Here is a 26,489-nt window from a genome sequence, read left to right on the forward strand (position 1 = left end):
TTGCTCATGGCTGAATCTAGTTCTTGGGAGCGCGAATCATATAGCCAATGCCGCGCTTGGTTTCGATCAGCGGCGTTACCTTGTGCTTGTCGCCGTTCTCATCCTCGATGACGATGCCATCGACCTTCTTGCGAAGATAGGAGATGTACGATTCGACGATGGCCGCGTCCCCGCCCCAATCGTATTGCCACACGTGATCGAGAATCTGCGCCTTGGACAGCACGCGGCCTTCATTGTCCATGAGGTAGCGAAGAAGCTTGTATTCGGTGGGGCTCAGGTCGATTGGCTGTCCGGCTCGGGACACGTCGTGCGAGTCCTCGTTGATTTCGAGATCGCCCACACGGATGATCGGATCGTCCTCCACCTGCTGCTGGGTGCGACGCAGGATGGCGCGGATTCGGGCCACGACCTCTTCGAGGCTGAACGGCTTGGTCACATAGTCGTCGCCTCCCACGGTAAGCCCCATGACCTTGTCTTGGGTGTCATCGCGAGCGGTCAGATACAGCACCGGCGTGGTGATGCCTTCCTGCCTGATGCGTCGGGTCACCGTGAACCCATCGATGTCCGGAAGCATCACATCAAGCACGATCAGATCCGGCTGCAGCCTTTCGATGACCTCGATGGCTTCGGATCCCGAAGCGGCCGTGTTCACTTCGAAACCGGCGAAATGCAGGGACGCCACCAGCAGCTCTCGGATGGACGGCTCGTCATCGACAACGACAATGGATGCTTCAATAGGCTTGCTCATGGCTTAAGCATCGCTCGCTTCACTGGATGTTTCCTGAACGGATTTTGAATCTTGCGTTGAAGCGGTATCCGGATTGACATAATCCTCGTTTTCCGATTCGGCGCCCCACTCTTTGACCGGTTGGATACGTTCGGCGACCGCACCATGACGGCCGCTATGGCGGCCCTTACGCCGATGCCCGATCACGCCCTTCTTGCGCAGGATATGGAACACCACCAGAAGCACCACCAGAAGCAGCAGCGCGCCGGCGAATCCTCCCACGCCAATCCATATGGTCCGCGACGAAGTCGAGGTCTTTTTCTGCACCGAAATCTGATTCATCATGTCGGTCGCGGACTTCGCCCAGTCCGGATCGCTTTCCATCAACGGTTTTTGCGCGGCATCGGACAGCGCGTCGACAGTCGACTTCTTCTTCAGCCATTCCTCCGAGTTCGAAGACACGGCCACCACCAGATTACCGTCATTCGAGGCAACCGCCAACATCACGGTATTCGGTTTCGGGTTCAACGATTCCAGCAGCGCGCTCACCCATTTATCCGGCTTGCCCTTGGCGTTGAAACTGTCCAGATACACCAAACGGACGGTGACGCCGGTCTCCTTTTTCGTCTGGTTGATGGCGTCCGTGATCTCCGAGACATTCGAACCGAGCAGATTCTGCGTGTCGGTGATGTCGTCCGTGGCTGTAATGCCCAATCCGGCACTGTCATCCGCATGGACCGGCGGAGTTATCCACAGCATCAAACACAAACCCAGCACGCTCGCCAGCAACATGCAAATCGCGATATTCCAACCTTTTGCCGTTCTGCCGCCGTTTCGCGACACGCCGACGGAACCCAAATGCATATGTTCTCCGACCACAGCTCCGTTTTTTTCGTTGCACACGCTCACTGATGACATAGCATCCACTGTACCGTCCGGTTGCGCCAACCGCGATCGCATGGAGAAACACACCAATCATCATTGAAAGGACCGGCACATGCCACAGTATCAAGTCGACAGCGAGCAGATTCAGTCCTCGAGCGCCGCCGTCAACGCCTCCATCCAATCCATCCGACAGGCCGTGCAGGGCATGTACGGCAATCTCAACAATCTGCAGAGCGTTTGGCGCGGCGGGGCTGCGACGCAGTTCACAGCGGTCGCCGAACAGTGGCGTGCCGCGCAGCAGCAGATGGAGCAGTCGCTTGAATCAATCCAGCGCGCATTGATGCAGGCCTCCACGTTGTATTCGGAGACCGAAATGCAGGCGTCGCGTTTGTTCGCGCAGTAGAAAGCGCGCGTAAGGCGCCTTCCAGATAAGCAAAGGCCCGCTCCCCATCGGGAAGCGGGCCTCATATCAGCTATTTGAGCTTATGGAAGCTTCCGGTCTTTCGATCAGTAGCCCATGTCGGCGCCAGCTGCCGGAGCGGCTGCCGGCGGTTCCGGCTTGTTGGCCACCACGGCTTCGGTGGTCAGGAACAGTCCAGCGATGGAAGCTGCGTTCTGCAGAGCGGAACGAGTCACCTTGACCGGGTCGGTGACGCCTGCGGCCAGCAGGTCCTCGTACTCGTTGGTGGCTGCGTTCAGGCCCTGGCCGTCAGGCAGGGAGCGAACCTTGTCGATCACCACATCGCCGGACAGGCCAGCATTTTCGGCGATCTGCTTGATCGGGGCTTCGACGGCACGGAACACGATCGCGGCACCGGTGGCCTCGTCGCCTTCGAGCTTGACGTCGTCCTTGGCCTTGGCGGCAGCCTGGATCAGGGCGACACCGCCGCCCGGCAGCAGACCTTCCTCGATAGCGGCCTTGGCGTTGCGCACGGCATCCTCGATGCGGTGCTTGCGTTCCTTGGCCTCAACCTCGGTGGCAGCGCCGACCTTGATGACGGCGACACCGCCGGCCAGCTTGGCCAGGCGCTCCTGCAGCTTCTCGCGATCGTAATCGGAATCGGTGTTGGCGATCTCGCCACGGATCTGAGCGACGCGAGCGGCCACGTCCTCCTTGGAGCCGCCACCGGACACGATGGTGGTCTCATCCTTGGAGACGATGACCTTCTTGGCGGTGCCAAGCACGGACATGTCGACGGAGTCGAGCTTCAGGCCCAGCTCATCGGACACCACCTGGGCACCGGTCAGGATGGCCATATCCTGCAGCATGGCCTTACGGCGGTCGCCGAAGCCCGGAGCCTTGACGGCGCAGGACTTGAAGGTGCCGCGGATGTTGTTCAGAATCAGGGTCGGCAGAGCCTCGCCGTCAACGTCCTCAGCGATGATCAGCAGCGGCTTGCCGGTCTTCATAACCAACTCGGCGATGTGGACGACATCCTGCTGGGAGCTCAGCTTGCCGGAGGTCAGAAGGATGTACGGATCCTCGAGAACGGCGGTCTGGTCCTCGGCGTTGGTCACGAAGTACGGAGCGATGTAGCCCTTGTCGAAGCGCATGCCCTCGGTGAAGTCAAGGTCAAGACCGAAGCGGTTGTTGTCCTCGACGGTCACGACGCCATCCTGGCCGACCTTGTCCAGAGCTTCGGCGATCTTCTCGCCGACTTCCGGATCAGCGGCGGAGATCGTTGCGGTGGCAGCGATCTGATCCTTGGTCTCAACGTCCTTGGCTGCTGCGACGAGTTCCTTGACGATGGCGTCGGCGGCCTTCTCGATGCCACGACGCAGCGCGATCGGGTTGGAGCCGGCGGTGACGTTCTTCAGACCCTCGTGCACCAGGGACTGGGCCAGCACGGTTGCGGTGGTGGTGCCGTCGCCTGCAACGTCATCGGTCTTCTTGGCGACTTCCTTGACCAGTTCGGCGCCGATACGCTCATACGGATCGTCCAGATCGATTTCCTTTGCGATGGAAACGCCATCGTTGGTGATGGTCGGAGCGCCGTAGGTCTTGTCAAGCACCACATTGCGGCCCTTCGGACCAAGGGTTACCTTGACGGTGTCAGCGAGCTTGTCGAGACCCGCGAGCATTCCCTGACGAGCTTCGTCGTCATATGCAATCATCTTTGCCATTGTTCCTCCACATATGGCTACACGGTATTATTTCCACCTTCGGAGCGACAATCAGAACCAGCCGTCAGCTGCCAGTTATCACTCTCACTCGTCGAGTGCTAATTCGCAGATTAGCACTCTCACGTCGAGAGTGCCAAACCCGATGACGTTCTTTGCGCTGTGAGCAAGATGTCAGTCGCATCGAATCAACTTGAAAAACGCCGGATTTCCAAGAAAATAAAAGAACCTCGCCTATGTTCGGGCGAGGTTCCAAACCGGTTCGGACGGCGTTTTTTCAGTTCAACAGCACCACAACGATCGGCGTGACCAATCCGCTGCTCTGCTGGACATTGGAGATTCCCAGCGTCTGCGCGACATTCTCCGCCGTCGCCTTGTCGGCCTCATTCTGATACCAGACAACCGTCTGGCTGGGAACGTTGCCGGTCGGATTGCTGGGCGTCACGCTGGTGTATCCGGCCTGGGTCAGGGCATCGGCCTTGCTCTTGGCGTAACCGGTGATGCTGGTGGCGTTCACCACGCGGATCTCGGTGGCCAGATTCACGCTCTGCTCAGAAGCCGCATCCTGGCCATTGTTCTGATCGTTATTCTGTTCCGCGTTCTGGTTGGCGTCCGAAGCGTCCTTCGACTGGCCATCCGAAGTACTGGTCTTCTTGCCGTCCTCGGACTTCTTGTTCTCCGTCTTGGCGTCTTTGGACGTGTCGTCCGTCTTCTTATCCGCCTTATCCGCCGTGGAGACGGACGATGAAGAGTCCTCCTTGGCCGACCAAGGCATTCTCAGGTTGCTGATCTCACCAGAATAGACTCCCCAGAACAGCAAGCCGGCGAGCAGAGCCACAATCACGACAATCACATACGGCAGAGCCCTGGACGCCATGGAACGTGCGCCACGGTGCACGCCCATCGGTCCCGCCGGAGGATTGTCGAACATATCCTTGGCGTAGGATTCGTAGGTCTCCTTGTCCTGCTTAGCCATTTTCTGCAACCTCATTTCTCACACTTACCGCCCCAGTGTACCGGCCCGTGCAGTCAGCCCACAATCAGCATCGTCGATTTTGCGCGTATTCGACACGTTTCCGCATGGAATCGGCATGGACATCCACAGGGCACGTCGTACAGTGGGAAAGTATGACTCATATCAAACCATTGAAGGATCTTGTGGAGCCCGGATGGGCCCAGGCCCTCGCCGATGTCGAACCCCAGATACATCTCATGGGAGACTTTCTGAGGTCGGAAATCGCGGCGGGACGTAAGTACCTTCCGGCCAGCAGGAACATTCTGCGCGCGTTTACCATTCCATTCGACGACATCAAAGTGCTTATCGTCGGCCAGGATCCCTACCCCACGCCGGGCCATCCGGTGGGACTGAGCTTCTGCGTGGCACCGGACGTCAAGCCCATTCCGCGCAGTCTGGCGAACATCTACACCGAGCTGACCGACGATCTGGGCGTGCCCATGCCGGCCAACGGCGACCTGACACCCTGGACCAAGCAGGGCGTCATGCTGCTCAACAGATGCCTGACCGTCGAACCGGGAAAGCCGGGAAGTCATCAGGGGCGAGGCTGGGAAGTGGTCACCGACGCGGCCATCAGCGCATTGAACAATCGCCGTCGGCCTGACGGCAGCGTCAAGCCTCTGGTCGCGATTCTGTGGGGACGAAAGGCGCAGACGTTGGAGCCCCTGCTCACCAACGCTTTCATCATCAAATCCCCCCATCCAAGTCCGATGTCCGCCCGCTACGGATTTTTCGGCTCGAAACCGTTCTCCCGCGCCAATCAGGCGCTAATCGAAGCAGGAGAACAGCCGGTGGATTGGACCCTCCCGTCAGCTTGACCCGTTAGAGTAGCAACCATGGCTTTATTCCCTCCAAAGAATCCGGCGCCAGCACCGGCACCCATCCCCATGCCCGCAGCCGCAAGACCAACCACGCTGTCGGCCGAAGACATCGCACGCGCCAGGAACATCGGTTCGCAGATTCGCGGACGTTTCGCGCAGACCCTGGTCGGACAGGACAATCTTCGTGAATCGCTGATCACCACTTTGGTGGCCGGCGGTCATATCCTCATCGAATCCGTCCCGGGTCTGGCAAAAACCACTGCCGCGCAGACCTTGGCCACTTCGGTGTCCGGCTCGTTCAAACGTGTGCAATGCACTCCCGATCTGATGCCTTCGGACCTGGTCGGCACTCAGGTCTTCGACTTCGCCACGCAGAAATTCTCCACGCAGATCGGCCCGATCCACGCCAATTTCGTGCTGCTCGACGAAATCAATCGTTCCAACGCGAAGACCCAGTCCGCCATGCTTGAAGCCATGGCGGAGGGCGCGACCACCATCGGAGGCCAACGCATCGCGCTGCCGAAACCATTCATGGTCATCGCAACGCAGAATCCAATCGAGGAAGAGGGCACCTTCAATCTTCCCGAGGCGCAGATGGACCGTTTCATGATGAAGGCCGTACTGACCTATCCGACAGCGCAGGAAGAGCAACGCATGCTCGCCATGCTGACCCGCCGCGGCTCCGATACCGTAGACCAGCACGCGCTCACCGGTGACACCGTTTCCATCAGCGACGTCGAATTCCTGCGTTCCGCGGCACGTCGTGTGCACGTGTCCGATGCGATCATGCAGTATGCGGTCAATATCGCGGCCACCTCCCGTGGCGCTGGAACCAAGCCCGTCCAAGGACTTTCCTCGCTCGTCAGGCTGGGCGCCTCGCCGCGCGCGTCCATCGCGCTGGTGCGCATAGGACAGGCCAACGCGCTCCTGCAGGGACGAGATTACGTCATTCCTGAGGATGTGAAGGCGTTCGCCCACGAAGTGTTGCGCCATCGTATTCTGATGACGTTCGAAGCACTTGCTGATGGCGTCACCAGCGACCAGGTGGTGGATTCGATCGTGCAGGCGGTCCCCGTTCCATGATCGACCAGATCCGTTCCGACGATCCGATCCGCAGAAAAATCGAGACGCTTGGAACCACGCTGAGTCTGCCGACGGTACGCAAGGCGCTCGGCATACTCGAAGGCGCGCACGCATCGAACAAACGCTTCGGCGCCGACGATGTCGTGGATATCCACGCCTATGAGCCGGGAGACGAGGCGAAACGCATCGATTGGAAGACCAGTGCCCGAGCGGGACGTCCAATGGTGGTGCAGCGTGAGCGTCCCTCCACTTCGAAGGCATGGTTGCTGCTTGACGTCGGACAGGAAATGACCGCCGCATGCCCTTCCTCGGAACAGGCGTACCAGGTGGCGGCAAACGCCTTATGCATGTTCGCCGCGCTCAGCCTGCGCCGAGGCGACGAAGTGTCCATGGTGTTCGGCGACAGCGCTTCCATCACCCGGGTGCCGTTCAACGGTGGCCTGGCGCAGTTCGAACGAACCTTGGATACGGCATTGCAGCGCGAGTGGACCAGGCCCCGCAATATCGACGCGTTGCTGGAATACGCACGCCGCATTCGGGACAAAGAGGCGCTGGTCGTCATCGCCACCGAGGAGCATGCGTTGGAGGAACGTCATTTGAGCGCCATCCGCACGATTGCAAGGACACATCCGATGGTGCTCATCGATGTGGCCACCATCAATCCGTTTGATGTCAGCCATGCGCGCGTGGTGCTTGACGGGGCTGGAAAACGACGCGTGCCTGCGTTCCTGCGTAGGGGAAACACAGCTGGGCAAGTGCGAACGCATCGTGAATACCTGGCTGCGTCCATTCGCCATGAGCTGAATCGCTGTGGCTCGACGGTAATTCGATCCGATTCCAGCGAACGCATGTTCCATGAGTTCGTGCGCATGGTTTCCACGGCTTTGGCCCAGTCCACACGTAACCAATTGAGAGCCCCGTCCGTATTGTCGTTGGGAGACAAGGCATGATGCTCTTCCTTGCCGAGGATGACCTCGTCATCAAGGACCAGATTCATCTTGAGAACGGTTTGGCCGTCGTCATCGCGGTCTGTCTGTTGCTTGCCGTCGTTTTGGTGGCTCTTGTGGTCTGGCTTGCCCGGCCGAGCCGGAAGCCCGCAAAAATAGTCAATCGCGGCCGACATGACGCGCTTGCCGGCAAAACCGTCTGGCATCAGCGTATCGATGATGTTGTGTCCCGCCATGCCCAGGGGGAGCTGGAGCGCGAGGAGGCTTTCGCACAGCTGGCCGCAATCGCCAGGGATTTTGCTTCCACTGCCACCGGAACGGACGTGCGCAACCAGACGCTCACCGACATCGAAGAGACGCCTCGGACCACGGGGAACCAGCAGGGTCTCACCTTGCTCAGGCAAACCATCGAGGCATTGTATCCGCCGGAATTCGCGGATGCCGAGCGCAATCACATCGCCAGGCAGGCCACGGTCGAGCAGGCTGGCGAATGGGTGGCCAATCTTGTGGAAAGGTGGCGATAGATGCAACTGTCATGGCATTGGCCTTGGGTCTTTCTGGCAGGCGTCATCGTGGTGCTGGCCGTTGCCGGCGTCACGTTGCTGGTGGCCGCGCGCCACAAAACCGATGACATCGAGAGTGCCCGCACCTTCAGCCTGGATGATGACCTCAACACGGAATCCGCATCGAGATTATTCCGCCAGTGGAGGGTTCTTTCCCGTTTGGCGGTGATTCTTCTAGTGGTCGCGTTGGCACTCGCCACGGCTCTGGTGGCACGTCCCAGCACCGTGGATGAAGGCGAGGAGAAGGCCAGCAGCCGAGACATCGTGCTGTGCTTGGATGTTTCCGGCTCGGCGCTCCCCTACGACCGCGAGGTCATCGACACCTACCGTCAACTCGTCGACAGCTTCAAGGGCGAGAGAATCGGCCTGAGCATCTTCAATTCGACGTCACGTACCGTTTTTCCGTTGACCGACGACTACGAACTGGTGTCCAAACAGCTTGACAAAGCCAGCAGCATCCTCGCAGGCGTCGAGTCCCAAGACGATATCGACAAGATGAAGGACAGCGATTATCAGGCGATTTCCGACTGGCTGGAAGGCACGCAGAACCGTAAGGAGTCCACTTCGCTGATTGGCGATGGCGTGGTGAGCTGCGCGGCCATGCTTCCCGGATTCGCCTATGGGAACGCAAGCGCCGACAATGCCGAGCGTCAGCGCGCCGCATCCATCGTGCTTGCCACGGACAACGTCGTTTCCGGAAAACCAACCTATACGCTTGACGAGGCGCTGAACCTGACCAAGCAGGCCCAAATCACCGTGGATGGATTGTTTTCCGGACCGAAGCAGAGCGAGGCCGACGAGACCACCCAGAAATTCAAATCCGCCATCGAAGCTCATCATGGGGTGTTTCTCACCCAATCGAATGGAGCATCCGTCTCTTCGCTGGTCAAGGAAATCGAATCTCGGCGGAACCATGAAAACGAGTCGAGCAACAAGGCCGCCATGGTGGATGCTCCCGGATGGTGGACACTGGCCTTGGCCATCGTTTTGATGGTCTGGCTGGCATTGGCTTGGAGGTTGAGGAGATGAACCATCTGACGCTTTCCCCTGCTTTGGGTTGGCCTGTCGGCGGAGCCGTCGCCGTGGTTCTGCTGGCCTGCGCCATTGCGCAGATCGTATTGCATGTTCGTCGCCGCGCTGACAGCGACGAAACCGTTTGGGCATGCGTTCGGCGCGTATTGCTTTGTCTGACGGTGTCGGTCATGGCATTGACGCCCAGTATCGTGGCGCCGACCAATAGCCGTGCGGTGAACGCCACCGACGTGGTGGTGGCCGTTGACGTGACCGGTTCCATGGCCGTCAAAGACGCGCAATATGGTTCAGCCGAACAGTCAAGCCGTCTCGACGTGGCAAAACAAGCCGTGAAGGACGTCACCGCGCTATATCCCAATTCCAGTTTCGCCGCTTTGCGATTCGGAGCTTCCGGCACGTTGGACGTGCCGTTGACCCCGGATTCGAACGCGATCGACAATTGGGCGGATACACTCGCGCCCGAGGCGACTTCCGTTTCGGCCGGTTCGACGTTGGATGCCCCTATCGACCAGCTGCTGCTGACCTGCAAGTCCATTCATGATCAGCATCCCGATGATGCGATCGTGCTGTACCTGTTTTCCGATGGAGAACAGACCTCGTCAAAGGCACGGCGCACGTTCTCATCATTGCGACGATACCTATCCGATGCCTTCACCGTAGCCATCGGCAGCGAGCAGGGAGGCAACATTCCCGTAATCGCCGACGGCGTCGATGGAAATGCGGACCAGTGGGTCACCGACCCTGATACCGGCAAACCCGGAGTGTCACGCATGAACAAGGATGAGATGGCGTCCATCGCCGACGAGTTGAGCGGTACCGCGCTGGTGTTGAACGCCTCCAACACCATGCGTGACGGCGTGTCCAAGGAAGCGTCCGATAAGTGGCGAGTCACCCAAACCACCAAGAAGCGCACCAGGACGATGCCCGTCGTATGGCCACTGGCCATCGTCACGCTGCTGCTGCTCGCATGCGAATTGGGGGCTTGGATAATTCAGTCGAGGAGTTTGCTATGACCAGAACAACCATGAAACCGCGTGCCTCGCTGACGGTTCGCATCGTTTTGGCCGTCATGGCGGCGTTGCTGGTCATGGCCGCCCTATGGGCCATAGTGAATCTCGCAGCCGTCAATAGCTACAACCAGGCCACGCAAAGCCTGCAGGAGAACATCTCGACCAGCAGAAAAGACGATGCCGATTGGGACAAGCTGCACACCAGGCAACAGCAGACGGACGCCCAATTCAACGAGGCATCAGCCATGAAGCCACTGCTGCTGCCCCAAGTGCGCGAATCAATCGAGCATAACAGTCATGTTTCCAGCCAGCTTACGGATCACGCGTCCAAGAAGATCAAAGCCGAGCAGAGCGATCAGTCCGCTTCCGCGGATTCAAACACCGCCGACGCTCAGGAATCGGGTAAATCAAGTCACAAGAACGACGAAAACCTATCCGACGAACAACGTCGGAAAATAGAGGAGCTATTGGCTCAGAACGCCCAATCCACGCAATCGGATTCCAATGACGATTCAGGTTCGGCTGCGAAAAAGAACCCAAGCACGTCATCCTCGCAGACCAAACCCTGGTAGGGGGCTTTTCGAATATAGTTATCCACATGCCGTCGACGTGGTTTTCGTTGTTTTTCCAATAACGACACGCCGACGGTTTTTCATAGACTCGTTCTTTGACCACAAGCTCTGTTTTCCGATTGGCGTCAACACCGAATGTGGTCAAATGGCTGCCATGAACGTTTCAAATGCTTTTCTTGGTGCCGCCCCAGGCATCGCAGCCTTCAATTCGTTGGCATCTCTGTCGGAAATGTCCTGTCGTTGCCGAATTGGCGTGCGGACCACCCAAACATTGATCAATGCGAAACTTGTTACCGCGTCACGGCTTCTCGATGGACTTGATGCGGCAATAGCCTCCAACAGACTGGCCGACTGGACCGGCACCGCGGCCGAGGAATACCGCACCCGTCTCGATCGCATCGCACGGCAATCCGCTCTGCTACGTGATGATATGATCGCCACGTCACGTCTTCTCTGGTCGGCAGGTGCGGCATGAACCAACGAGTGACGGCCCGCATCGTTGGCGGAAAGAGATTCACCACCGCCGAATACCGGGAATACTTCAATGCTTCAAGAATCCTCAGAGACCAAGCGAATCGTCTTGGCACTTCCCGTAGATCCTTCATTGCCGCAGGCTATGAACTCAAAATCCACCCTCGCGCCACACCGCTCCTGTCCGCTTTGACCGGGGCAAGTCCACGGTGTACGGCGCAGGACCATATCGAATTGCCGTACCGGCAGCTGCTCGGACGTTGCGAAGCACATGCCGAGGCCCTGCAATCCATGGCATCCCAGCTTAATGAGCTATCCTCATTGATCGCACAAGCCCAATCCTTATACGCCCAAGCTGAGGAAGCCAGCAGGAAAGGGCTGAATATCATGTTGCGAGGGCTTTTCATGTCATCACGGAAATCCGCGATTCTCGCCTTGACCGCCAGCGCACTGATGGGGGTAAGACGCAGTTACGCCAAAGAGGGGAAATTCAACAAATTCTATCTTGTGGAATCCACCGCATGGATGCAGGAAAGCTTCGTGAGCGTCCTCGGAGAGCATGCGAGCCGATTGAACATACAGGAACGGCCTTCAAAAGACACGTCCATCCTGGAATACATCACGAAAACCTTATTCATGATCACCAAACCGGGAGCGGCTATAGCAGAGGGGCTTTCCGGCAAAGGCTCGGTCAATCGCGGTCTTAAGAAAATCGACAGACTGCTCATACCGTACTTCGACAAAGACCATGGAGACAATCTCTCCGTAACCCGTGTGTATCCGAAAACCAAAGTGGTCAGAGGCGGTACAAGCACGAAGGACGCCATCGCCGACCAACGGCGGCTGTCCGAAGGACCTCTCAACGGCGAACGTGAAAGCGGTCTGGAATACGGAACCATCGCATGCTGCAAGTACCGCAAAGCCAATGGCACATATGCTTGGAGGATCATCATTCCCGGGACCGACGGCAATCACGATTCGCCTATGGACTGGTACACCAATTTCGAGCTGATGAGTGCCGATGAGCGGCAGCGCGGAACCGCGGAAAGCCTCCGTTTCCTGGATGAGACCATGAAACAGGCCGGCATCCAGCCGGATGATCCCGTGGAAATCGTCGGCCATTCGCAGGGCGGCATCATCGCGGCAGCGGCGGCGACGGATTTCCAAGATAAATACGACATCCAACATATCGCCACGCTTGGCTCCCCGATAGCGAATTTCGAGATTCCCGAGAAAACACGGGTCACCGCCATCGAGATGGATAATGAAGGCATCGCGGCACTTGACGGGGAGGCTAACCCCCATACGGAGAACTGGCTCACCATACGATGCTCCGTCCATGAGGAGGATGCGCCGAAGAGGGCTTTTCCAGGAGCCGAAGTCAGTGATTCGTCTGGGGAGAAGAACTCCACGCACTACCCGAAATACCATGAAGCGGGATACCGGTACGCCTACGACACCGGAAACAAATCCGTGCTGGACCATGACCGTCATTTCCAAGAGGTCGTGGAAGGCGAGCTGGAGAAGGTCCAGTATTATGAGGGACGCATCAGCAAATGACGGGACCAATGGTTCACGGCTGAACGTATGCTGTTGTCTATGAAGCTTACTGACATCTCCCCCGCAATCGCACTGACCCCTCTTGACGGCCGCTACCACAAGCAGACCGCTCCCCTTGTCGAATACATGAGCGAACCGGCGTTGAACCGCGAGCGCATGCGCGTCGAAGTCGAGTGGATGATTCTGCTTGCCAACGGTTTCGAGGGCAACGGCAATCAGACCATCGTTCCGGGTGTCAAGCCGCTCACCGATGATGAGCAGGCGTATCTGCGTTCCATTCCGGAGAATTTCGGAGCCGAAGGCATTGCCCAGCATGCCGCTTATGAGGCTAAGACCCACCATGATGTGAAGGCCGTGGAGTATTACATCGACGACCAGCTGGAGAAGGCCGCCGATGTGTTAGGTCATGACACCCAGCTGACCGGATTGAAGACTCTCGTGCATTTTGCCTGCACGTCCGAGGATATCAACAACCTGTCCATCGCCCGTTGCGTGAAGAACGGTGTGGAGCAGGTGTGGCTGCCCGCAGCCCAGGCCATTGTCGACCATCTGGCGCAGAAGGCCGACGCCTACCGCGACAAGGCCATGCTGTCGCTGACCCATGGACAGCCTGCCACGCCGACCACGCTGGGCAAGGAACTGGCTGTTTATGTGTATCGTCTGAACCGTCAGCTCAACAAGGTCAAGGCCCAGGAATATCTCGGTAAGATCAATGGCGCGACCGGCACATTCGGTGCGCATCTGGCCGCCTGCCCTGATGTTGACTGGGTGGCCGTCTCCCGCGAGTTCGTCACCAACCGTATGGGTCTGACGTGGAATCCGTTGACCACGCAGATCGAATCGCATGATTGGCAGGCTGAACTGTACGGTACCATCAGCCACACCAACCGTATCCTGCACAACCTGTGTGTGGACGTGTGGATGTACATCTCCCGTGGCGTGTTCGCGCAGGTACCGGTCAAGGGCGCGACCGGTTCCTCCACCATGCCGCACAAGGTCAATCCGATTCGTTTCGAGAACGCCGAAGCCAATCTGGAGATCTCCTGCTCGCTATTGGACACTTTGTCGGCGACGCTGGTCGAATCGCGTTGGCAGCGCGATCTGACCGACTCCACCACGCAGCGCAACATCGGCTCCGCGCTGGGCTATTCGCTGCTGGCGTTGAACAATCTGATGGGTGGTCTGAACTCCATCCATCCGAACGATGTTGCCATCCAGGCCGAGCTCGATTCCAATTGGGAGGTGCTCGGCGAGCCGATCCAGACCGCCATGCGAGCCTGCGAGCTTGCAGGACTGCCGGGTATGGATAAGCCGTACGAGAAGGTCAAGGAGCTCATGCGCGGTCACGAGATCTCCAAGGATGACGTCGAACGGTTCATCGACCAGCAGGCCTTCGACGAAGCCACTGCGGCGCGTCTCAAGGCGTTGACTCCGGCGACATACACCGGAGTTGCCAGCAAGCTGGTTGACTTCGACCGCTGATAACGCATCGCCACACTCATCTTGCGGATGATACGCCTTGGGGCGGCTGTGTTTTCACACAGCCGCCCCAAGGCGTATCATCGGAGACGATAATAGGTGCATGTCACCCGGACGTATTCACCCACGTACCTATAAAGCAGGTCAATAGTGTCTCACGACTTCCCAACCAGCAAACACGAAACGCGCATTGAGGATGTTCCGCCGAAACGGAACCGCGATTTCGCGGATCTGCTCCATGCGCTGTTCGCCGTGCTTGTCGGCGCGGCCGTCATCCTGTTCTCCATCTACTTGCATGGCACCACCTCCGGAGTGGAGTCCGACGTGCGTTCCGCGGGCCACGTGGTCAGTTGGCTCATGGATGTGCCGACATCGCTGTTGCAGCAGATCGCCATAGTTTTCATTACCGTCAGCGTGCTTATCCAGCTGCTCATCGCCAAGGAATGGCTGCAAAGTGTGGTTTCCGCCATCGCCCTTATTCTCGGTTTCGCTGCGATATGGGGCATATCCGCTCTTATCAGCGGCTCGGGCAATGACACCCTCATCATGTCCATGATGTCCAACGGCACTTCCGTGGGAACCGGACTGCTTCCCGATTTTTATGCGGCGATGGCCTCATTCCTTACCGTCGCCGGACCGCGTCGCACCCGTTCCGGCACCAAATGGGGCTGGAACATCCTCTACACGGTCGCCGTGCTGTTCGTGGTGCTGTCATGGAATTCGCTTTCCGGCGTGCTGGTCTCCTTTGCCGCGGGACGTGCCTTGGGCATGCTGATCCGTTTCATGCTCGGCACACAGACCAACGGAGCTTGGGGCAACCAGGTGGCGCAGGCGCTCCGTTCCATCGGCATCGACGTGGCGTCGCTCTCCCGCAGGCTCGCGACCTACACCGATTCCGGCATGCTGAAGACCACATTGGACGATGATCTGACCGAGAACTCACGCATCTACGACGCCATCGACGTCGACGGCCACCAATACACGGTATCCGTTCTCGATAACCAAGTGCATATGGCAGGCTATCTCAACCAGCTATGGCAATGGGTCAGGCTGACCGGGGTCTCCATGCGCCGTGACCGTTCCTCCTTCGACGCCATCCACCACCATTACGCGATGATTCTCGGCCTGCAGAACGCCGGATTGACGGTGCCGGGAGTCTACGGAGTCGCAGACAGCAGCGAATCGTCCATTCTGGTGTTTCACCGCGACCACATGCCCTTGGAATGCAATCCGAACACCATGTCCGACCATGACATGGAATTGTTCATGACCTATCTGTCCGAAGCGCACCGGCACGGCTTCACCCATCGTCGAATCACTCCCGAAACGTTGTCGCGCATGGAAAACGGACAGCCGGTGATCGCAGGATGGCAGAATGGCGACTATGGCAGCGCGCCGCCAAACTATGCGCTGGACAAAGTACAGCTGCTGGTTCTGCTCGGCGCGCTGAACGGCATCGACCGTGCGATCGCATGCGCCCGCAGGACGTGGGGCGACGAGCAACTGATCGACCTGGCGCCATTCATCCAGAAGGCGGCGGTTCCGGCGGCGATACGCGCCCTGCCCGCCTGCGACAAGCACATGCTCAACACGCTGCGTTCCCGTATCGCGGCTTTGGCTCCGCAGGAGGTCGCGGATTCCATGGAAACGGTTACGCTGTCGCGGTTCAGTTTCCGTTCCTTCATCGCAATCGCGCTGCTGGTCGTCGCCGTGTATGTGGTGTTCACCCAGATTCAACCGGCCGAAATGATCAAGGCGGTCAAAGAGGCCAACATCGCCATGGCTCTGGTATGCGTGCTGTTCGGACTGCTGGCTTGGTTCGGATCGGCCATGACCCTTGGCTGTTTCATGGATGCCGATAAACGCAATCCGATCGGCTTGTACTGTTCCCAAATGGCTTCGGGCTTCACCGCGGTCTCCATGCCCGCCGGCGTCGGCCCGGCCTTTGTCAACCTGCAGTTCCTGCGCAAGAGCGGCTACCGCAATACCGCGGCCACCGCCATCATGAGCGCCGTATGGGCGGTGCAGGGCGGCACCACCATCATTCTGCTGCTGCTGATCGGCATCTTCACCGGACGCAACACACTGTCCGGCATGATTCCCACCAACACGCTGATTTTGGTGATCACCATCGTCGCATTGGTGATTTCCGCGGCCATGGCCATTCCCCCGGTGCGGCACATCGTCACGGAGAAGTACCTGCCCATCGTCAATTCCTACGCACGCAGTCTCGTCAACGTGTTGTCCCACCCGAAGAAGCTGGCCTTCGGCATCCTCGGCGCATTGGTGCTCAACATCTCGACCGGATTGGGATTCTGGATTGCATTGATGGCTTTCGGATGCCACACCAATCCGGTGGAGACCACATTCATCTTCCTGCTGGCGAATACGCTCGGTTCCGCAGTGCCGACACCAGGCGGCCTTGGCGCGGTCGAAGCCGCGTTGTCCGTGGCCTTCACCGCCGTGGGCATCCCCTCCACCATCGCCGTCTCCGCTACTCTCGTCTACCGAATCGCCTTCTATTGGCTGAGAATTCCAATGGGAGCCGTGGCTATGAAATGGCTGGACAGGCATAATTTGATCTAGCCCAACCCCCCGTTAGGGTTTTTTCTCCCCCTATGCTGAATCAAAAGGGCCAAAACCCTTGGAAAATGGCATTTTTGGCACATGCGTGCGCTATCATTGCAATGAACGTGGATGTTCATAAGCGGAATATCCCCTGACTCAAGAAGGATGCTTTATGGCATACAACAAGTCTGATCTCGTCTCGAAGATCGCCCAGAAGTCCAACCTGACCAAGGCTCAGGCTGAGGCTGCGGTGAACGCTTTCCAGGACGTGTTCGTCGAGGCAATGCAGTCCGGCGAAGGCCTGAAGCTGACCGGCCTGTTCTCCGCCGAGCGCGTCAAGCGCGCAGCCCGCACCGGCCGCAACCCGCGCACCGGCGAAACCATCGAGATTCCGGCAACCTACGGCGTTCGCATCTCTGCCGGCTCCCTGCTGAAGAAGGCCGTCACCAAGTAAGTCGACCACGCAGACCTATATGAGAGGTTTCAACCACGGATGGTTGGAACCTCTCTTTTTTCTTTTTATAACAGGCAAAGGCAATGTCATCCCACACTATGCGCTATGATACTAGACAATATGACTAGATAAAGGGGGATGTCATGGTCGACCAACGCAGACAGATCATCGACGAAATCCACAAACTCAACATCCTGCTCATCCACACCAAGCTCAAAACGACACGTGCCCGGACCGTGGCTCGCGCCACCACACACGTGCGGAACGTCGACGCGGCAAGACGGGGAACGGTTCCACGGCCCAAGCCGTCCAAACCCATCGAAGCCGACGTTCATATGCTCGACTGCCTGAACGACGAGGAACTTTCCACTCTCGGCGAACTGCTGCAGCGTATCATCGACAACACCGATACCAAACTTCTGGATGAGGAGATTTCCGAACGCCGCAAGGCGATCCACGAATTCCTCATGCTGAACCATACGGATGAGGAGGTGCGGGAATGAGCGTCGGGCAGGAACATGATTCCGGTGCGGACGATCCGGATCTCATCCGTCTCAACAAGCGTTCGCTATTCACCCCCAGCGCGTCAGTGGCTGTGGAGCAGCATTCAGCCGTGCCGCACGTGTCGCGAAGCACCTACGGTACGGCGAAGGTCGAAGGCAGACTCACCTCCCCCAACGCCAGGGTTCCGGAAATCATCACGCAGCGTTGCGGCGGCATCACCGTCAAAGGTCATACGCTCAAATCGTTCGCCTATACCACCGATGCGGTCATTATCCGCAACACGAACGCGAACGCCATCCTCGCGGTGTACCCTTTCACCGGCGAACCGGTGATCACGCAGGCGTTGCTCACCGTGGCGCAGATGCCGCTGTTCGTCGGCGTGGGTGGAGGCACCACCACCGGTCCGCGTGTGGCAGAGCTGGCCATGGTGGCGGAGATGCAGGGCGCGGCCGGCGTGGTCATCAACGCGCCGGCACCGGCGGAAACCATCGAAACGACCATGTCGATGGTGGACATCCCCGTCATCGCCACGGTCACGGAGGATGATGAAATCACCGAATGCAAGATTCTTGCCGGTGCGGCCATCATCAATGTGGCAGCCGGTGCAAGAACCGCGCAAGTCGTGGCAAGCATCCGCGCGCATCATCCGGAAATCCCGATTCTGGCTTCGGGCGGAGGTCGTGAAGACCGTATTCTCGCCACCATTGATGCGGGCGCCGACGCGATCACGTGGACGCCGCCAAGCGCGCAACAACTCCAGTCGCAGATGATGGCCAAATACCGTGGAGAAGTCTGAGCGGCAGTTACAATCCGACCAACCAATATCAAAAGCCTGCGGTGGAGACGAGTCTTCCATCGCAGGCTTTTGGCTACTGCAAAGCCTCTAGTATCGTGAGGAACCGGTCGGACGGTTGTGCGTCGAACGGATCAAGCAACGTCACGTCCATCCTGTTCGGCGAGGTCAGCGATAGTCGCGTCCAATCACAGGAATATTGCGCGTTGTGCGATCGTGCCGACTGGATGAACCGTCCACGCAGTGCGGCGCGGGTATCGTGGGGAGGAACATCGATGGCCTCATGTGCTTGTGACTCGTTGACCAACGTGCGCATGGCTCCGCGACGGCACAGCGAGGCGTACAGCGCGCCGTTGGCCACGTCATGGTAGTCCATGTCCAACTGTTCCAACTTGCTGACGGAGAGTCGGCTCCCCGCACGGTTGCGGAGCATGTCGAACAGCCGTCGTTTGGCAAGCCAATCGACCTTGTCGGCGAACGTTTCGCTAGCCCCCGAGCGGAACGCCTCTATGACACGCCTCCATTGGCGAATCACCTCATGCACGTCCGTGCGCGGCAACGAGGAGCACACTTCGGGATGTTGTCCAACGAATCGTTCGACGATTTCAAGATAACGTTCCTGAATCGCTACGGCACCGCCTTCCATGACAGTGCCGTCTGCCATGTCGAAGGACGCTTCGACGCCCGTCAGGTCACGGCTTACCTTATGGTTGGCCGCACTGGCGTCAGCGAAGGAGAATCGGGCGAACCCGGAATCCTTGCCTTCGCGCCCGGCCTGTTCGATGACGCACAACACCAGATGCGTGGTGGCGAGCTTCATCATCGTGGCCCACTGGGACCGGTTCGAATCGCCGATGATCACATGCAGCCGTCTGAACGCGTCAGGATCGGCATGCGGTTCGTCGCGCGTGTTGACCATCGGACGCGAGCGCGTGGTGGCCGATGAGACCGCCTCATCGAGGAAATCGGCACGCTGCGTGATCTGGAAGCCCTGCTCCCCCATACGTCCTGCGCCGGTGAACAGCTGCCGGGTGATCAGGAACGGCAGCAGCTCCTGTTCGATCGTCTTCAACGGCACGAACCGTCGCACCAGGTAATTCTCATGGCAGCCGAAGGAATGCCCGGCGGAATCCACATTGTTTTTGAACACATGGACCGTGGAGCCGGCTCCCTGGATGGAGCGCAGACGACGTTGGGCGTCCAGGGCAAGATCCCTCATCACCAATTCGCCGGCCGCATCCAATGCCAGCGCGTCCATCGGATCCCGGGCTTCCGCCGTGGCGTACTCGGGGTGCGAGCCGACATCAAGGTAGAGTCTTGAACCGTTTTCAATATATGTGTTGGTGGATCTCGCTTCGGCCACAATCGGCTGGAACATCATCATCGCCGTCTGTCCGGCGTCGCATGGGCGGTCCGAACCGGTCACGCTCACACCGTATTCGGTTTCGATGCCGAAAATACGGGCGAAGGATTGGATTTCGTCCTTGGTATGGGCGTCAAGCGGCGCTGTGGAATGGTTGCCGCTGTCACGCAGCTGCGGCATCACTCGCCGCCTTTTTGGACGAAGCTGCCCACATATTCCTCGGCGTTGGATTCGAGGACCGATTCGATGTCGTCCAGCACCGCGTCAAGCGCATCGACCGTGTCATCGATCTGGGTGCCAGCCTGCGCAATGGTCTCATCCTCGTCATGTTTTTGTTCGGCGGATTGCATCTGCTCAAATTTCTGGGGCATGGTCCTTCCTTTCTCCGAAAGCGTCTTTGCGGGTTCTCCTGCGAATAGCATACTGCCCCACACCTTAACCCAGGTGTGGGGCAGTCAATCAGTCTTATGCCAAATACTGGCGCAGATCATCGGTAATCAGACCGTTGGTGGCGAGTACGTCGTTTTCCTGACGCCAGTGGACAAGATCGCCGTTCCACCGGCTCAGATGCCCCTGCGCTTCCCAGACCACGACGGCTCCGGCGGAAACCGCGGGAACGTCCCACTTGTGCAGATGCGCTTCGAAATACGCGTCATATGTACCGTCCGCCACCTTGCACAAATCCAAGGAGGAGGGGCCGACGCGCTTGATGTCGGCCGGACGGCCGGCGATACGCGACACCACTTCAAGCGCGCGCTTGGATTCCTCCGGCACATGGGACATGCCGAAGCTCACCACCGCATAGTCAAGGGACGGGGTGGTGGACGGCATGATCTTCTCGCGTTTGTCTCCAAGCGGCGTCTTGCGGATGCGGATGGCTCCGGATCCGCGCACCGCCAGATAGGTCAGGCCAAGCGCCGGAGCATGCACCACCGAAAGGATCGGCTGCGCGGAGCATTGGTCGTTGAACTCGAACAGTGAGACGGTGATGGTCCATTCCGGCATGCTGCGCACGAAATTGATCGCGCCGTCGATGCCGCCAACGCACCAATACCGTTCCCCCGGATGGCATTCTTCCGGACGGAACTGCCAGAAACCATCGAACACATCCACATACGTGATGCGGTTGCTGATGAATTGCGCCAACCGCTTATCGATGTCGGAGGTGAAGCTCAGATGATTGTCCGTCATTTCAAAACTTTTCAGATCACGCGGATTCATTTGATCGTTCAACGCGTGCTTGCCTGCATCTTGCAGGATACGGGCCACTTCGAGGGCCACTTGCCTCAATTCCATGTAGTATGCCTTTTCGTTTCCTCATAACCGGCTTGGACGCACCCTCTCCCTCAAGCGTCCTGCCGTGTGGTTCATCGAATATGGGTATGGCCTCTACCATCACCTACGGCAATGGTACCCGCACAACATGAGATTCAACGCAGGGATTCCACGATTCCGCTCGCAGTGTGGACACGCTCGAACGCTTCGGAACACAAGGATTCCGTGAATTTCAACGGATTGGACATGTCCAACGAGACCATCGAATTCTCCACGTTTTCATCACCGGACGACTCGCCGCGCACCGTAAGGTGGGACCACGACGCCGCAACGACCTGTTCGGGGAAACGTCGTACGATCTCCGCGCGCAGCCATGCGCGTGTGTCGGCCGGCGCTTGGCCGACCGCCTCGGCAAGCTGCTTATCCGTCACCAGTCGTTCGGTCTGTCCGGCAAGCCGGGTGAAAATCGAATCGGCCGGATCGAGCGCGGCCCATTTCAGATCGACCGCGGCCAGGCGCCGATCGGTCCAATCCGAACCGGTCTTGCGGCGTAGCTTCTCCAGCAACTGCCATTTGAGCAGCCATTCGAGACGTGACGCCTGTTCCCGCATCGTCAGTCGTCCGTCATCGTCGGCATGGCGTACTGTGGCGACGTCGGCGAGAGCCTGCCCCCACATCGCCATGATGTTGCGGGTGGAGCGGTCGGGCCATGCCGGCTCTCCGGATGTGTCGGTGCCGTATACCGTTGCCGCGGCCGCATATACCAGTCCACGCAAAGTGACCTGCATCTGCCATGCGGTGGTGGTTCCACCTGTTTCCAATGGTAGTGGGGCGGCCAGGGTCAGGTCGTGCGATACCGTGTGCATGGCTTCCACCGGGTCGGCGAGCGTAAGCGGTTCCAGCGCCTCGTTCAAGTCGATTTCGGCCATGTCGGCGTGTTCGAGCAGCCACAGCAGCATGCTGGTGGTGCCGAGTTTCAAGGCCTGTGGCACGTCCATGCGGTTGGCGTCGCCGACGATCACGTGCAGTCTGCGGTATTCGTCGGTGCTGTGCGATTCGTCTCTGGTGTTGATGATCGGCCGGTCGAATGTGGTCTGCAAACCGACTTTCATATGGAAGTAGTCGGCACGTTGGCTTAGCTGGTAGCCGGCGTTTTCGCTATGTTCGCCGATGCCGACGCGGCCGGAGCCGATGAAGATCTGTCGGGAGACGAAGTGCGTGGTCATGAGGCGTGTCACCAGGTCGAACGGTACCGACCGCAGCATCATGTAGTTTTCGTGCGTGCCCCAGCTGGCTCCTTTGCCGTCGACGTTGTTGCGGTGCAGCACGATTTTCCGTCCCGTCGTCTCGCTTGCCTTGGCTGCGGCGGCGCGCATGATGAGATCGCCGGCACGGTCGTATCGCACCGCTTCGAAGGGGTCGGTTGTTTCCGGCGCGGAGTATTCGGGATGCGCGTGGTCGACGTAGATACGACCCCCGTTAGGGGCGATCACGTTGGTGATGTTGAGCTGTGGGGCGTCGGTGAGCAGGTCCGGGTGGGCCGCCGCACGTTCCAGTCTGGTGCCGCGCGCGTCGTTGACGGGGTCTTCCTGCCGGTAGTCCCAGCGGATATGGCTGCGTGACGCATCCGAGGCGGCGCCAACCACGTCGAATGAGAGCTGCACCGGATTGTAGCGGCCTTGTCCTGGCGCGGAGACCGCGTATTCCGTTTCCGTGCCCATGACCCTGCGAACGCTCATCGCGCCGTTCCTTTCCGTATTTAGATTGCGTTCCATACCATACCGTCCAGCATTCATACGCCGGCCGGCATTCATGCCACCGGTCTGATGCCGGTCACCCGTCCGGGTTCAAGCCCGTTGATGCGGCTCCACTGTTCCGGATCCGCATCCAGCAGCGCGTCCCGGGTCTCACCGTATTCTTCGTCCACGGCTTTGGCCAGCAGATTGATGCCGATCGCCGCAGCCTGTCCGGTGGTGATGGACAGTTTCACCGCATAGGTTTTGGCACGGTCCACGATGTTCTTGAGCACCGCGCCGGACACCACGTCGGCGAGGTACACCGGACGCCACTGGCCATGGTCGTCGCAGATGTCGCAAAGGTGCCGATGCTCGTCCTGCGCGTAGATGTCGTTGACCAGCACGCCGATCAACGCCTTCGCATCCACGTTCGGAGACAACGGCAGCTTGTCTGTCAGATAGTGGCGGACGATCTGGGTCGCCTGCTGGATGCCCGGACGGTCCACGCGGATCTTCACGTCGAGGCGTCCGGGGCGCAACACCGCCGGATCGATCATGTCGATGCGGTTGGAGGCTCCGATCACCATGACGTTGTCCAGCGATTCCACACCGTCCAGCTCGGTCAGGAACTGCGGCACGATGGTGGTCTCCACGTCGGACGAAACGCCCGTGCCGCGGGTGCGCAGCAGCGAATCCATCTCGTCGATGAACACGATGACCGGTTTGCCGTCGGCCGCTCGTTCGCGGGCGCGTTTGAAGATCATGCGGATCAGACGTTCCGATTCGCCCACGAATTTGTTAAGCAGCTCCGGTCCTTTGACCGACAGGAACACGCCACTTCCCGCGTCGGTGCCTTCGGCGAGCGCGTTCGCCACGGCTTTGGCGATCAGTGTCTTGCCGTTGCCTGGAGGACCGTACAGCAGCACGCCTTTCGGCGGTTTCAGGTCGTAGCGTTCGAACAGTTCGCGATGCTGGAACGGCATCTGCACGGCGTCGCGGATACGTTCTATCTGCTCGTCCAGTCCGCCGATGTCGGCGAAGGTGACGTCCGGCACTTCTTCCAGAACCAAATCGTCGTCGTTTTCGGGGGGAACCAACGAAAGCGCGAACCGCAGAGATGCGTCGACGTTCACGCGATCGCCCGCGCTGATGGCCTGTTTGGCAAGCGTTCCCGAGCATCGGACCAACGTCACGTTGCCGCCGCCATCCGCGACCAGCAGGCGGCCGTCATCGCACACCTGCCGTACCGAGCGCACCGCGCCCAGCGTGTCGGTGTCGAGCTGTGAGACCACCACCATGTTCTCGTTGAGCAGCACGGTACGTCCCGGTTCGAGCCTGGAAGCTTGCAGATTCGCCGCGATCGGCACGATCATGCGTCTCGCGCCGGCAGCCACTTCGGCGCTGGCATGCTGCACGCCCTGCTCGTCCGTTTTGGCTGAATGCACGCGGACCATGGTGGCGAAAGTCATGGGAGGCCCCGCCAGCTGGTTCAATTGGGCCTTGGTTTTCGTCATTTCCTGCGTGGCGCGGCTCAACGCCTTGACCAGCGCATGGTTCTTGGCCATGAGCTGGTCGTTGGCCTGCTGCAGCGACGCGAGCGTCTCTTCGTCATGATCGTTCATGTCGACCTCGCTTTCCAACACGTTCAACCCTCAAGAATACCCATTGTCCTAATGATTTCCGACAATCGGAACCATGCTTGAACAAGAAACGCCGAACATCGCATCCATGGCATCCCTGCCCACGCTGTCCGCTCCCGGACTGCTGGTGATGGATGTGGATTCCACGTTGATCGACGAAGAGGTCATCGACGAGCTCGGCGTGGCCGCGGGAGTCGGCGAGCAGATAGCGTCCGTCACCGCTCGAGCCATGAACGGCGAGCTTGATTTCCGCGAGGCGCTGCGCGCACGCGTGGCGTTATTGAAGGGTCTGCCGACCACGATTTTCGATGAGGTCTACCATCGCGTGCATTTCACGCATGGCGCGCTTGAACTGATTGACACGCTTCACGCGCATGATTGGAAGGTCGGCGTGGTCTCCGGTGGTTTTCACGAGGTTGTGGACCGTCTCGCGGCCGATGCGCATCTCGATTATTGGATTGCGAACCGTTTGGAGGCTGCCGATGGCAGGCTGACGGGACACGTGCTGGGCGATATCGTCACGAAGGATACGAAGCTGGAATCGTTGCGCGCGTGGGCCGCGCGGATGGGCATCGATATGGCGCAGACCGTTGCGGTTGGCGACGGCGCGAACGATCTGCCGATGATTCATGCGGCCGGTCTTGGCGTGGCGTTCTGCGCCAAACCGAAAGTGCAGGAGGATGCTCCGCACCGGCTCAATGAACGTAATCTGGCGAAAATCCTCGATTATCTCAAATAACTTTTCCGCACCTACGAGCGACCGGTGGGCGGCATGCGTTGTAAGACCGTAAAGACTTGGCCTGAGCGGCCCGGAGCGTGTCGTCAATGCATGCCGCCCGCCGGTCGCGGACGCCGCAGCTACTCACATACTTACAGTAGAAACAAAAATCTTACTCACAGAAGGCGTTATCGAGGTGGGCGCCACGGGCCCAGTCGGCGGCGCGCATGGCTTTCTTGCCTTGCGCTTTAACTTCCAGCAGCTCGAGCGGCTCGGTGGAGGTGCCGACCCACACGTTCTTCTTGCCGGCCACGATATGGCCGGGTTCAAGCGATGCCGGTGCGTTCGGATTGGATATGTCGGCCGGCTGCGCGCGCAATACGTGCAGGGTCGCCGGTTCGGCGTCCGCATGGGCATGCAGTTCGCACCAGGCTCCCGGATTCGGCGTGCATGCGCGAATCTGGCGGTCGGCGGCGAATACCGGCACGTCGAAGCGGATATGCGCGTCCTCCACGGTGATCTTCTGCGCGACCTCATACGCTCCGGCAGGCTGTTCCACCGGTGCGATCTGATCATCGGCCAGCGCCTGCAACGAGGCTGCGAGCAGATGCGAGCCGTCTTCGGCCAAACGTCCCAGCAATTCTCCGGCGGTCTCGTGCGCGCCGATTTCCACGGTGGATTGCGCCAGAATCGGGCCGGCGTCCATGGCACGGACGATACGGAACACGGTGGCGCCCGTCACCTTCTCCCCCGCCCAGATGGAACGTTGCACCGGAGCGGCGCCACGCCATTGGGGCAGCAGGGAGAAATGCAGGTTGTACCAACCCATCGGCAGCGCGTCGAGCACGTCCTGTTTCAGGATCTTGCCGTACGCCACCACAGCGGCGGCCTGTGCGCCGGTGGCCGCAAGCTCGGACACGAACGTTTCCTCGCTCGGATCGGATTCGATGACCGGCAGACCGAGTTCGAGCGCGGCCTGCTTGACTGGATTCGCCACCAGTTTGCGACCTCGTCCGGTTGGCGCGTCCGGCCTGGTGAGCACGGCCACCACTTCGAAATGCTCGGTATCCTGGGCCAATAGTTTCAACGACGGCACCGCCACATCCGGCGTACCTGCGAACAGCACTTTCAACATGAGACGAATCTCCTCAC

At 59.3% G+C, this 26,489-nt stretch carries 26 protein-coding genes; 16 read left to right on the forward strand and 10 right to left on the reverse strand.

Features of this window, described 5'->3' with window-relative positions; all coding sequences use genetic code 11:
• Window positions 1-16: 16 nt before the first annotated feature.
• Together KSX58_RS06905 and KSX58_RS06910 are read right to left on the reverse strand one after the other, a co-directional pair.
• Window positions 17-748 carry a response regulator transcription factor gene (locus KSX58_RS06905; RefSeq protein WP_003808701.1) on the reverse strand — a complete coding sequence of 244 codons (732 nt, stop codon included), beginning with the start codon at window positions 746-748 and terminating at the stop codon, window positions 17-19.
• A 3-nt stretch (window positions 749-751) separates the two neighbouring features.
• Window positions 752-1,645 (reverse strand): TPM domain-containing protein, encoded by an 894-nt coding sequence (locus KSX58_RS06910; protein ID WP_085379404.1) that lies wholly within the window; start codon window positions 1,643-1,645, stop codon window positions 752-754.
• Window positions 1,646-1,724: 79 nt separating this feature from the next.
• Here KSX58_RS06910 and KSX58_RS06915 point away from each other — a divergent pair, with 79 nt between their 5' ends.
• Entirely contained in the window at window positions 1,725-2,015 is a 291-nt protein-coding gene (locus KSX58_RS06915) for a WXG100 family type VII secretion target (protein WP_003808696.1), read from the forward strand.
• A gap of 104 nt (window positions 2,016-2,119) precedes the next feature.
• Here the strand turns inward: KSX58_RS06915 and groL are convergent, their stop codons facing one another.
• Window positions 2,120-3,736 (reverse strand): chaperonin GroEL, encoded by a 1,617-nt coding sequence (gene groL / locus KSX58_RS06920; RefSeq protein WP_011743003.1) that lies wholly within the window; start codon window positions 3,734-3,736, stop codon window positions 2,120-2,122.
• Window positions 3,737-4,010: 274 nt separating this feature from the next.
• Window positions 4,011-4,709, reverse strand: a complete 699-nt coding sequence (locus tag KSX58_RS06925; protein WP_021913933.1) for a LytR C-terminal domain-containing protein — start codon at window positions 4,707-4,709, stop codon at window positions 4,011-4,013.
• A gap of 152 nt (window positions 4,710-4,861) precedes the next feature.
• Here KSX58_RS06925 and KSX58_RS06930 point away from each other — a divergent pair, with 152 nt between their 5' ends.
• The 14 genes from KSX58_RS06930 to KSX58_RS06995 all read left to right on the forward strand — a co-directional run bounded on the left by KSX58_RS06930 (window position 4,862) and on the right by KSX58_RS06995 (window position 18,608).
• A complete protein-coding gene (locus KSX58_RS06930) occupies window positions 4,862-5,566 on the forward strand; it encodes a uracil-DNA glycosylase (RefSeq protein WP_011743002.1) in 705 nt (234 codons plus the stop codon).
• Window positions 5,567-5,584: 18 nt separating this feature from the next.
• A complete protein-coding gene (locus KSX58_RS06935; protein WP_021913934.1) occupies window positions 5,585-6,652 on the forward strand; it encodes a MoxR family ATPase in 1,068 nt (355 codons plus the stop codon).
• Window positions 6,649-7,602 (forward strand): DUF58 domain-containing protein, encoded by a 954-nt coding sequence (locus KSX58_RS06940; protein ID WP_035009849.1) that lies wholly within the window; start codon window positions 6,649-6,651, stop codon window positions 7,600-7,602. The genes KSX58_RS06935 and KSX58_RS06940 overlap by 4 nt, the downstream gene beginning before the upstream one ends.
• Complete coding sequence (locus KSX58_RS06945; protein WP_033499174.1) at window positions 7,599-8,123, forward strand: hypothetical protein; 525 nt, start codon at window positions 7,599-7,601, stop codon at window positions 8,121-8,123. Before KSX58_RS06940 ends, KSX58_RS06945 begins: the two co-directional genes overlap by 4 nt.
• Window positions 8,124-9,191: a VWA domain-containing protein gene (locus KSX58_RS06950; RefSeq protein ID WP_085379401.1), complete on the forward strand. Its 1,068-nt coding sequence runs from the start codon at window positions 8,124-8,126 to the stop codon at window positions 9,189-9,191.
• A complete protein-coding gene (locus KSX58_RS06955; RefSeq protein ID WP_003808678.1) occupies window positions 9,188-10,207 on the forward strand; it encodes a VWA domain-containing protein in 1,020 nt (339 codons plus the stop codon). The genes KSX58_RS06950 and KSX58_RS06955 overlap by 4 nt, the downstream gene beginning before the upstream one ends.
• A complete protein-coding gene (locus KSX58_RS06960) occupies window positions 10,204-10,776 on the forward strand; it encodes a DUF6466 family protein (RefSeq protein WP_042990190.1) in 573 nt (190 codons plus the stop codon). Before KSX58_RS06955 ends, KSX58_RS06960 begins: the two co-directional genes overlap by 4 nt.
• A gap of 145 nt (window positions 10,777-10,921) precedes the next feature.
• A complete protein-coding gene (locus KSX58_RS06965; RefSeq protein WP_117642653.1) occupies window positions 10,922-11,251 on the forward strand; it encodes a hypothetical protein in 330 nt (109 codons plus the stop codon).
• Entirely contained in the window at window positions 11,248-12,807 is a 1,560-nt protein-coding gene (locus KSX58_RS06970; protein ID WP_217735665.1) for an alpha/beta hydrolase, read from the forward strand. Before KSX58_RS06965 ends, KSX58_RS06970 begins: the two co-directional genes overlap by 4 nt.
• A gap of 39 nt (window positions 12,808-12,846) precedes the next feature.
• On the forward strand, window positions 12,847-14,289 hold the full coding sequence (gene purB / locus KSX58_RS06975) for an adenylosuccinate lyase (RefSeq protein ID WP_033499177.1): 1,443 nt from the start codon (window positions 12,847-12,849) through the stop codon (window positions 14,287-14,289).
• A gap of 147 nt (window positions 14,290-14,436) precedes the next feature.
• On the forward strand, window positions 14,437-16,872 hold the full coding sequence (locus KSX58_RS06980; RefSeq protein WP_217735664.1) for a lysylphosphatidylglycerol synthase transmembrane domain-containing protein: 2,436 nt from the start codon (window positions 14,437-14,439) through the stop codon (window positions 16,870-16,872).
• 154 nt (window positions 16,873-17,026) lie between these two features.
• Window positions 17,027-17,308 carry an HU family DNA-binding protein gene (locus KSX58_RS06985; RefSeq protein WP_003808664.1) on the forward strand — a complete coding sequence of 94 codons (282 nt, stop codon included), beginning with the start codon at window positions 17,027-17,029 and terminating at the stop codon, window positions 17,306-17,308.
• 143 nt (window positions 17,309-17,451) lie between these two features.
• A complete protein-coding gene (locus KSX58_RS06990) occupies window positions 17,452-17,811 on the forward strand; it encodes a hypothetical protein (protein ID WP_003808647.1) in 360 nt (119 codons plus the stop codon).
• Window positions 17,808-18,608, forward strand: a complete 801-nt coding sequence (locus KSX58_RS06995) for a dioxygenase (protein ID WP_003808645.1) — start codon at window positions 17,808-17,810, stop codon at window positions 18,606-18,608. The genes KSX58_RS06990 and KSX58_RS06995 overlap by 4 nt, the downstream gene beginning before the upstream one ends.
• A gap of 73 nt (window positions 18,609-18,681) precedes the next feature.
• Here KSX58_RS06995 and pafA read toward each other — a convergent pair whose 3' ends face one another.
• The 5 genes from pafA to arc form a co-directional block, all read right to left on the reverse strand.
• On the reverse strand, window positions 18,682-20,148 hold the full coding sequence (gene pafA / locus KSX58_RS07000) for a Pup--protein ligase (protein ID WP_003808643.1): 1,467 nt from the start codon (window positions 20,146-20,148) through the stop codon (window positions 18,682-18,684).
• Window positions 20,148-20,339 (reverse strand): ubiquitin-like protein Pup, encoded by a 192-nt coding sequence (locus tag KSX58_RS07005; protein ID WP_021913941.1) that lies wholly within the window; start codon window positions 20,337-20,339, stop codon window positions 20,148-20,150. The genes pafA and KSX58_RS07005 overlap by 1 nt, the downstream gene beginning before the upstream one ends.
• Window positions 20,340-20,433: 94 nt before the next feature.
• Window positions 20,434-21,264, reverse strand: a complete 831-nt coding sequence (locus KSX58_RS07010; RefSeq protein WP_117565601.1) for an inositol monophosphatase family protein — start codon at window positions 21,262-21,264, stop codon at window positions 20,434-20,436.
• A 134-nt stretch (window positions 21,265-21,398) separates the two neighbouring features.
• Window positions 21,399-22,982 carry a depupylase/deamidase Dop gene (gene dop / locus KSX58_RS07015; protein ID WP_070122841.1) on the reverse strand — a complete coding sequence of 528 codons (1,584 nt, stop codon included), beginning with the start codon at window positions 22,980-22,982 and terminating at the stop codon, window positions 21,399-21,401.
• Window positions 22,983-23,053: 71 nt separating this feature from the next.
• Window positions 23,054-24,601, reverse strand: coding sequence for a proteasome ATPase (gene arc / locus KSX58_RS07020; RefSeq protein ID WP_050750177.1), 1,548 nt, complete (start codon window positions 24,599-24,601; stop codon window positions 23,054-23,056).
• 73 nt (window positions 24,602-24,674) lie between these two features.
• Between arc and serB the strand changes: the two genes are divergently transcribed.
• A complete protein-coding gene (gene serB / locus KSX58_RS07025) occupies window positions 24,675-25,358 on the forward strand; it encodes a phosphoserine phosphatase SerB (protein ID WP_217730809.1) in 684 nt (227 codons plus the stop codon).
• A 151-nt stretch (window positions 25,359-25,509) separates the two neighbouring features.
• Here serB and fmt read toward each other — a convergent pair whose 3' ends face one another.
• Window positions 25,510-26,472, reverse strand: coding sequence for a methionyl-tRNA formyltransferase (fmt, locus tag KSX58_RS07030; protein ID WP_003808630.1), 963 nt, complete (start codon window positions 26,470-26,472; stop codon window positions 25,510-25,512).
• Window positions 26,473-26,489: the final 17 nt, after the last annotated feature.

The sequence above is a fragment of the Bifidobacterium sp. MSK.17.10 genome, from assembly GCF_019129655.1.
In the GTDB taxonomy this organism is placed as follows: Bacteria; Actinomycetota; Actinomycetes; order Actinomycetales; family Bifidobacteriaceae; genus Bifidobacterium; species Bifidobacterium adolescentis.

Excerpts from the sequence above, each read along its gene's own strand:
- KSX58_RS06905 (WP_003808701.1), bottom strand. The coding sequence starts at position 748 with ATGAGCAAGCCTATTGAAGCATCCATTGTCGTTGTCGATGACGAGCCG.
- KSX58_RS06910 (WP_085379404.1), bottom strand. The coding sequence starts at position 1,645 with ATGTCATCAGTGAGCGTGTGCAACGAAAAAAACGGAGCTGTGGTCGGA.
- KSX58_RS06915 (WP_003808696.1), top strand. The coding sequence starts at position 1,725 with ATGCCACAGTATCAAGTCGACAGCGAGCAGATTCAGTCCTCGAGCGCC.
- groL (WP_011743003.1), bottom strand. The coding sequence starts at position 3,736 with ATGGCAAAGATGATTGCATATGACGACGAAGCTCGTCAGGGAATGCTC.
- KSX58_RS06925 (WP_021913933.1), bottom strand. The coding sequence starts at position 4,709 with ATGGCTAAGCAGGACAAGGAGACCTACGAATCCTACGCCAAGGATATG.
- KSX58_RS06930 (WP_011743002.1), top strand. The coding sequence starts at position 4,862 with ATGACTCATATCAAACCATTGAAGGATCTTGTGGAGCCCGGATGGGCC.
- KSX58_RS06935 (WP_021913934.1), top strand. The coding sequence starts at position 5,585 with ATGGCTTTATTCCCTCCAAAGAATCCGGCGCCAGCACCGGCACCCATC.
- KSX58_RS06940 (WP_035009849.1), top strand. The coding sequence starts at position 6,649 with ATGATCGACCAGATCCGTTCCGACGATCCGATCCGCAGAAAAATCGAG.
- KSX58_RS06945 (WP_033499174.1), top strand. The coding sequence starts at position 7,599 with ATGATGCTCTTCCTTGCCGAGGATGACCTCGTCATCAAGGACCAGATT.
- KSX58_RS06950 (WP_085379401.1), top strand. The coding sequence starts at position 8,124 with ATGCAACTGTCATGGCATTGGCCTTGGGTCTTTCTGGCAGGCGTCATC.
- KSX58_RS06955 (WP_003808678.1), top strand. The coding sequence starts at position 9,188 with ATGAACCATCTGACGCTTTCCCCTGCTTTGGGTTGGCCTGTCGGCGGA.
- KSX58_RS06960 (WP_042990190.1), top strand. The coding sequence starts at position 10,204 with ATGACCAGAACAACCATGAAACCGCGTGCCTCGCTGACGGTTCGCATC.
- KSX58_RS06965 (WP_117642653.1), top strand. The coding sequence starts at position 10,922 with ATGGCTGCCATGAACGTTTCAAATGCTTTTCTTGGTGCCGCCCCAGGC.
- KSX58_RS06970 (WP_217735665.1), top strand. The coding sequence starts at position 11,248 with ATGAACCAACGAGTGACGGCCCGCATCGTTGGCGGAAAGAGATTCACC.
- purB (WP_033499177.1), top strand. The coding sequence starts at position 12,847 with ATGAAGCTTACTGACATCTCCCCCGCAATCGCACTGACCCCTCTTGAC.
- KSX58_RS06985 (WP_003808664.1), top strand. The coding sequence starts at position 17,027 with ATGGCATACAACAAGTCTGATCTCGTCTCGAAGATCGCCCAGAAGTCC.
- KSX58_RS06990 (WP_003808647.1), top strand. The coding sequence starts at position 17,452 with ATGGTCGACCAACGCAGACAGATCATCGACGAAATCCACAAACTCAAC.
- KSX58_RS06995 (WP_003808645.1), top strand. The coding sequence starts at position 17,808 with ATGAGCGTCGGGCAGGAACATGATTCCGGTGCGGACGATCCGGATCTC.
- pafA (WP_003808643.1), bottom strand. The coding sequence starts at position 20,148 with ATGCCGCAGCTGCGTGACAGCGGCAACCATTCCACAGCGCCGCTTGAC.
- KSX58_RS07005 (WP_021913941.1), bottom strand. The coding sequence starts at position 20,339 with ATGCCCCAGAAATTTGAGCAGATGCAATCCGCCGAACAAAAACATGAC.
- KSX58_RS07010 (WP_117565601.1), bottom strand. The coding sequence starts at position 21,264 with ATGGAATTGAGGCAAGTGGCCCTCGAAGTGGCCCGTATCCTGCAAGAT.
- dop (WP_070122841.1), bottom strand. The coding sequence starts at position 22,982 with ATGAGCGTTCGCAGGGTCATGGGCACGGAAACGGAATACGCGGTCTCC.
- arc (WP_050750177.1), bottom strand. The coding sequence starts at position 24,601 with ATGAACGATCATGACGAAGAGACGCTCGCGTCGCTGCAGCAGGCCAAC.
- serB (WP_217730809.1), top strand. The coding sequence starts at position 24,675 with ATGCTTGAACAAGAAACGCCGAACATCGCATCCATGGCATCCCTGCCC.
- fmt (WP_003808630.1), bottom strand. The coding sequence starts at position 26,472 with ATGTTGAAAGTGCTGTTCGCAGGTACGCCGGATGTGGCGGTGCCGTCG.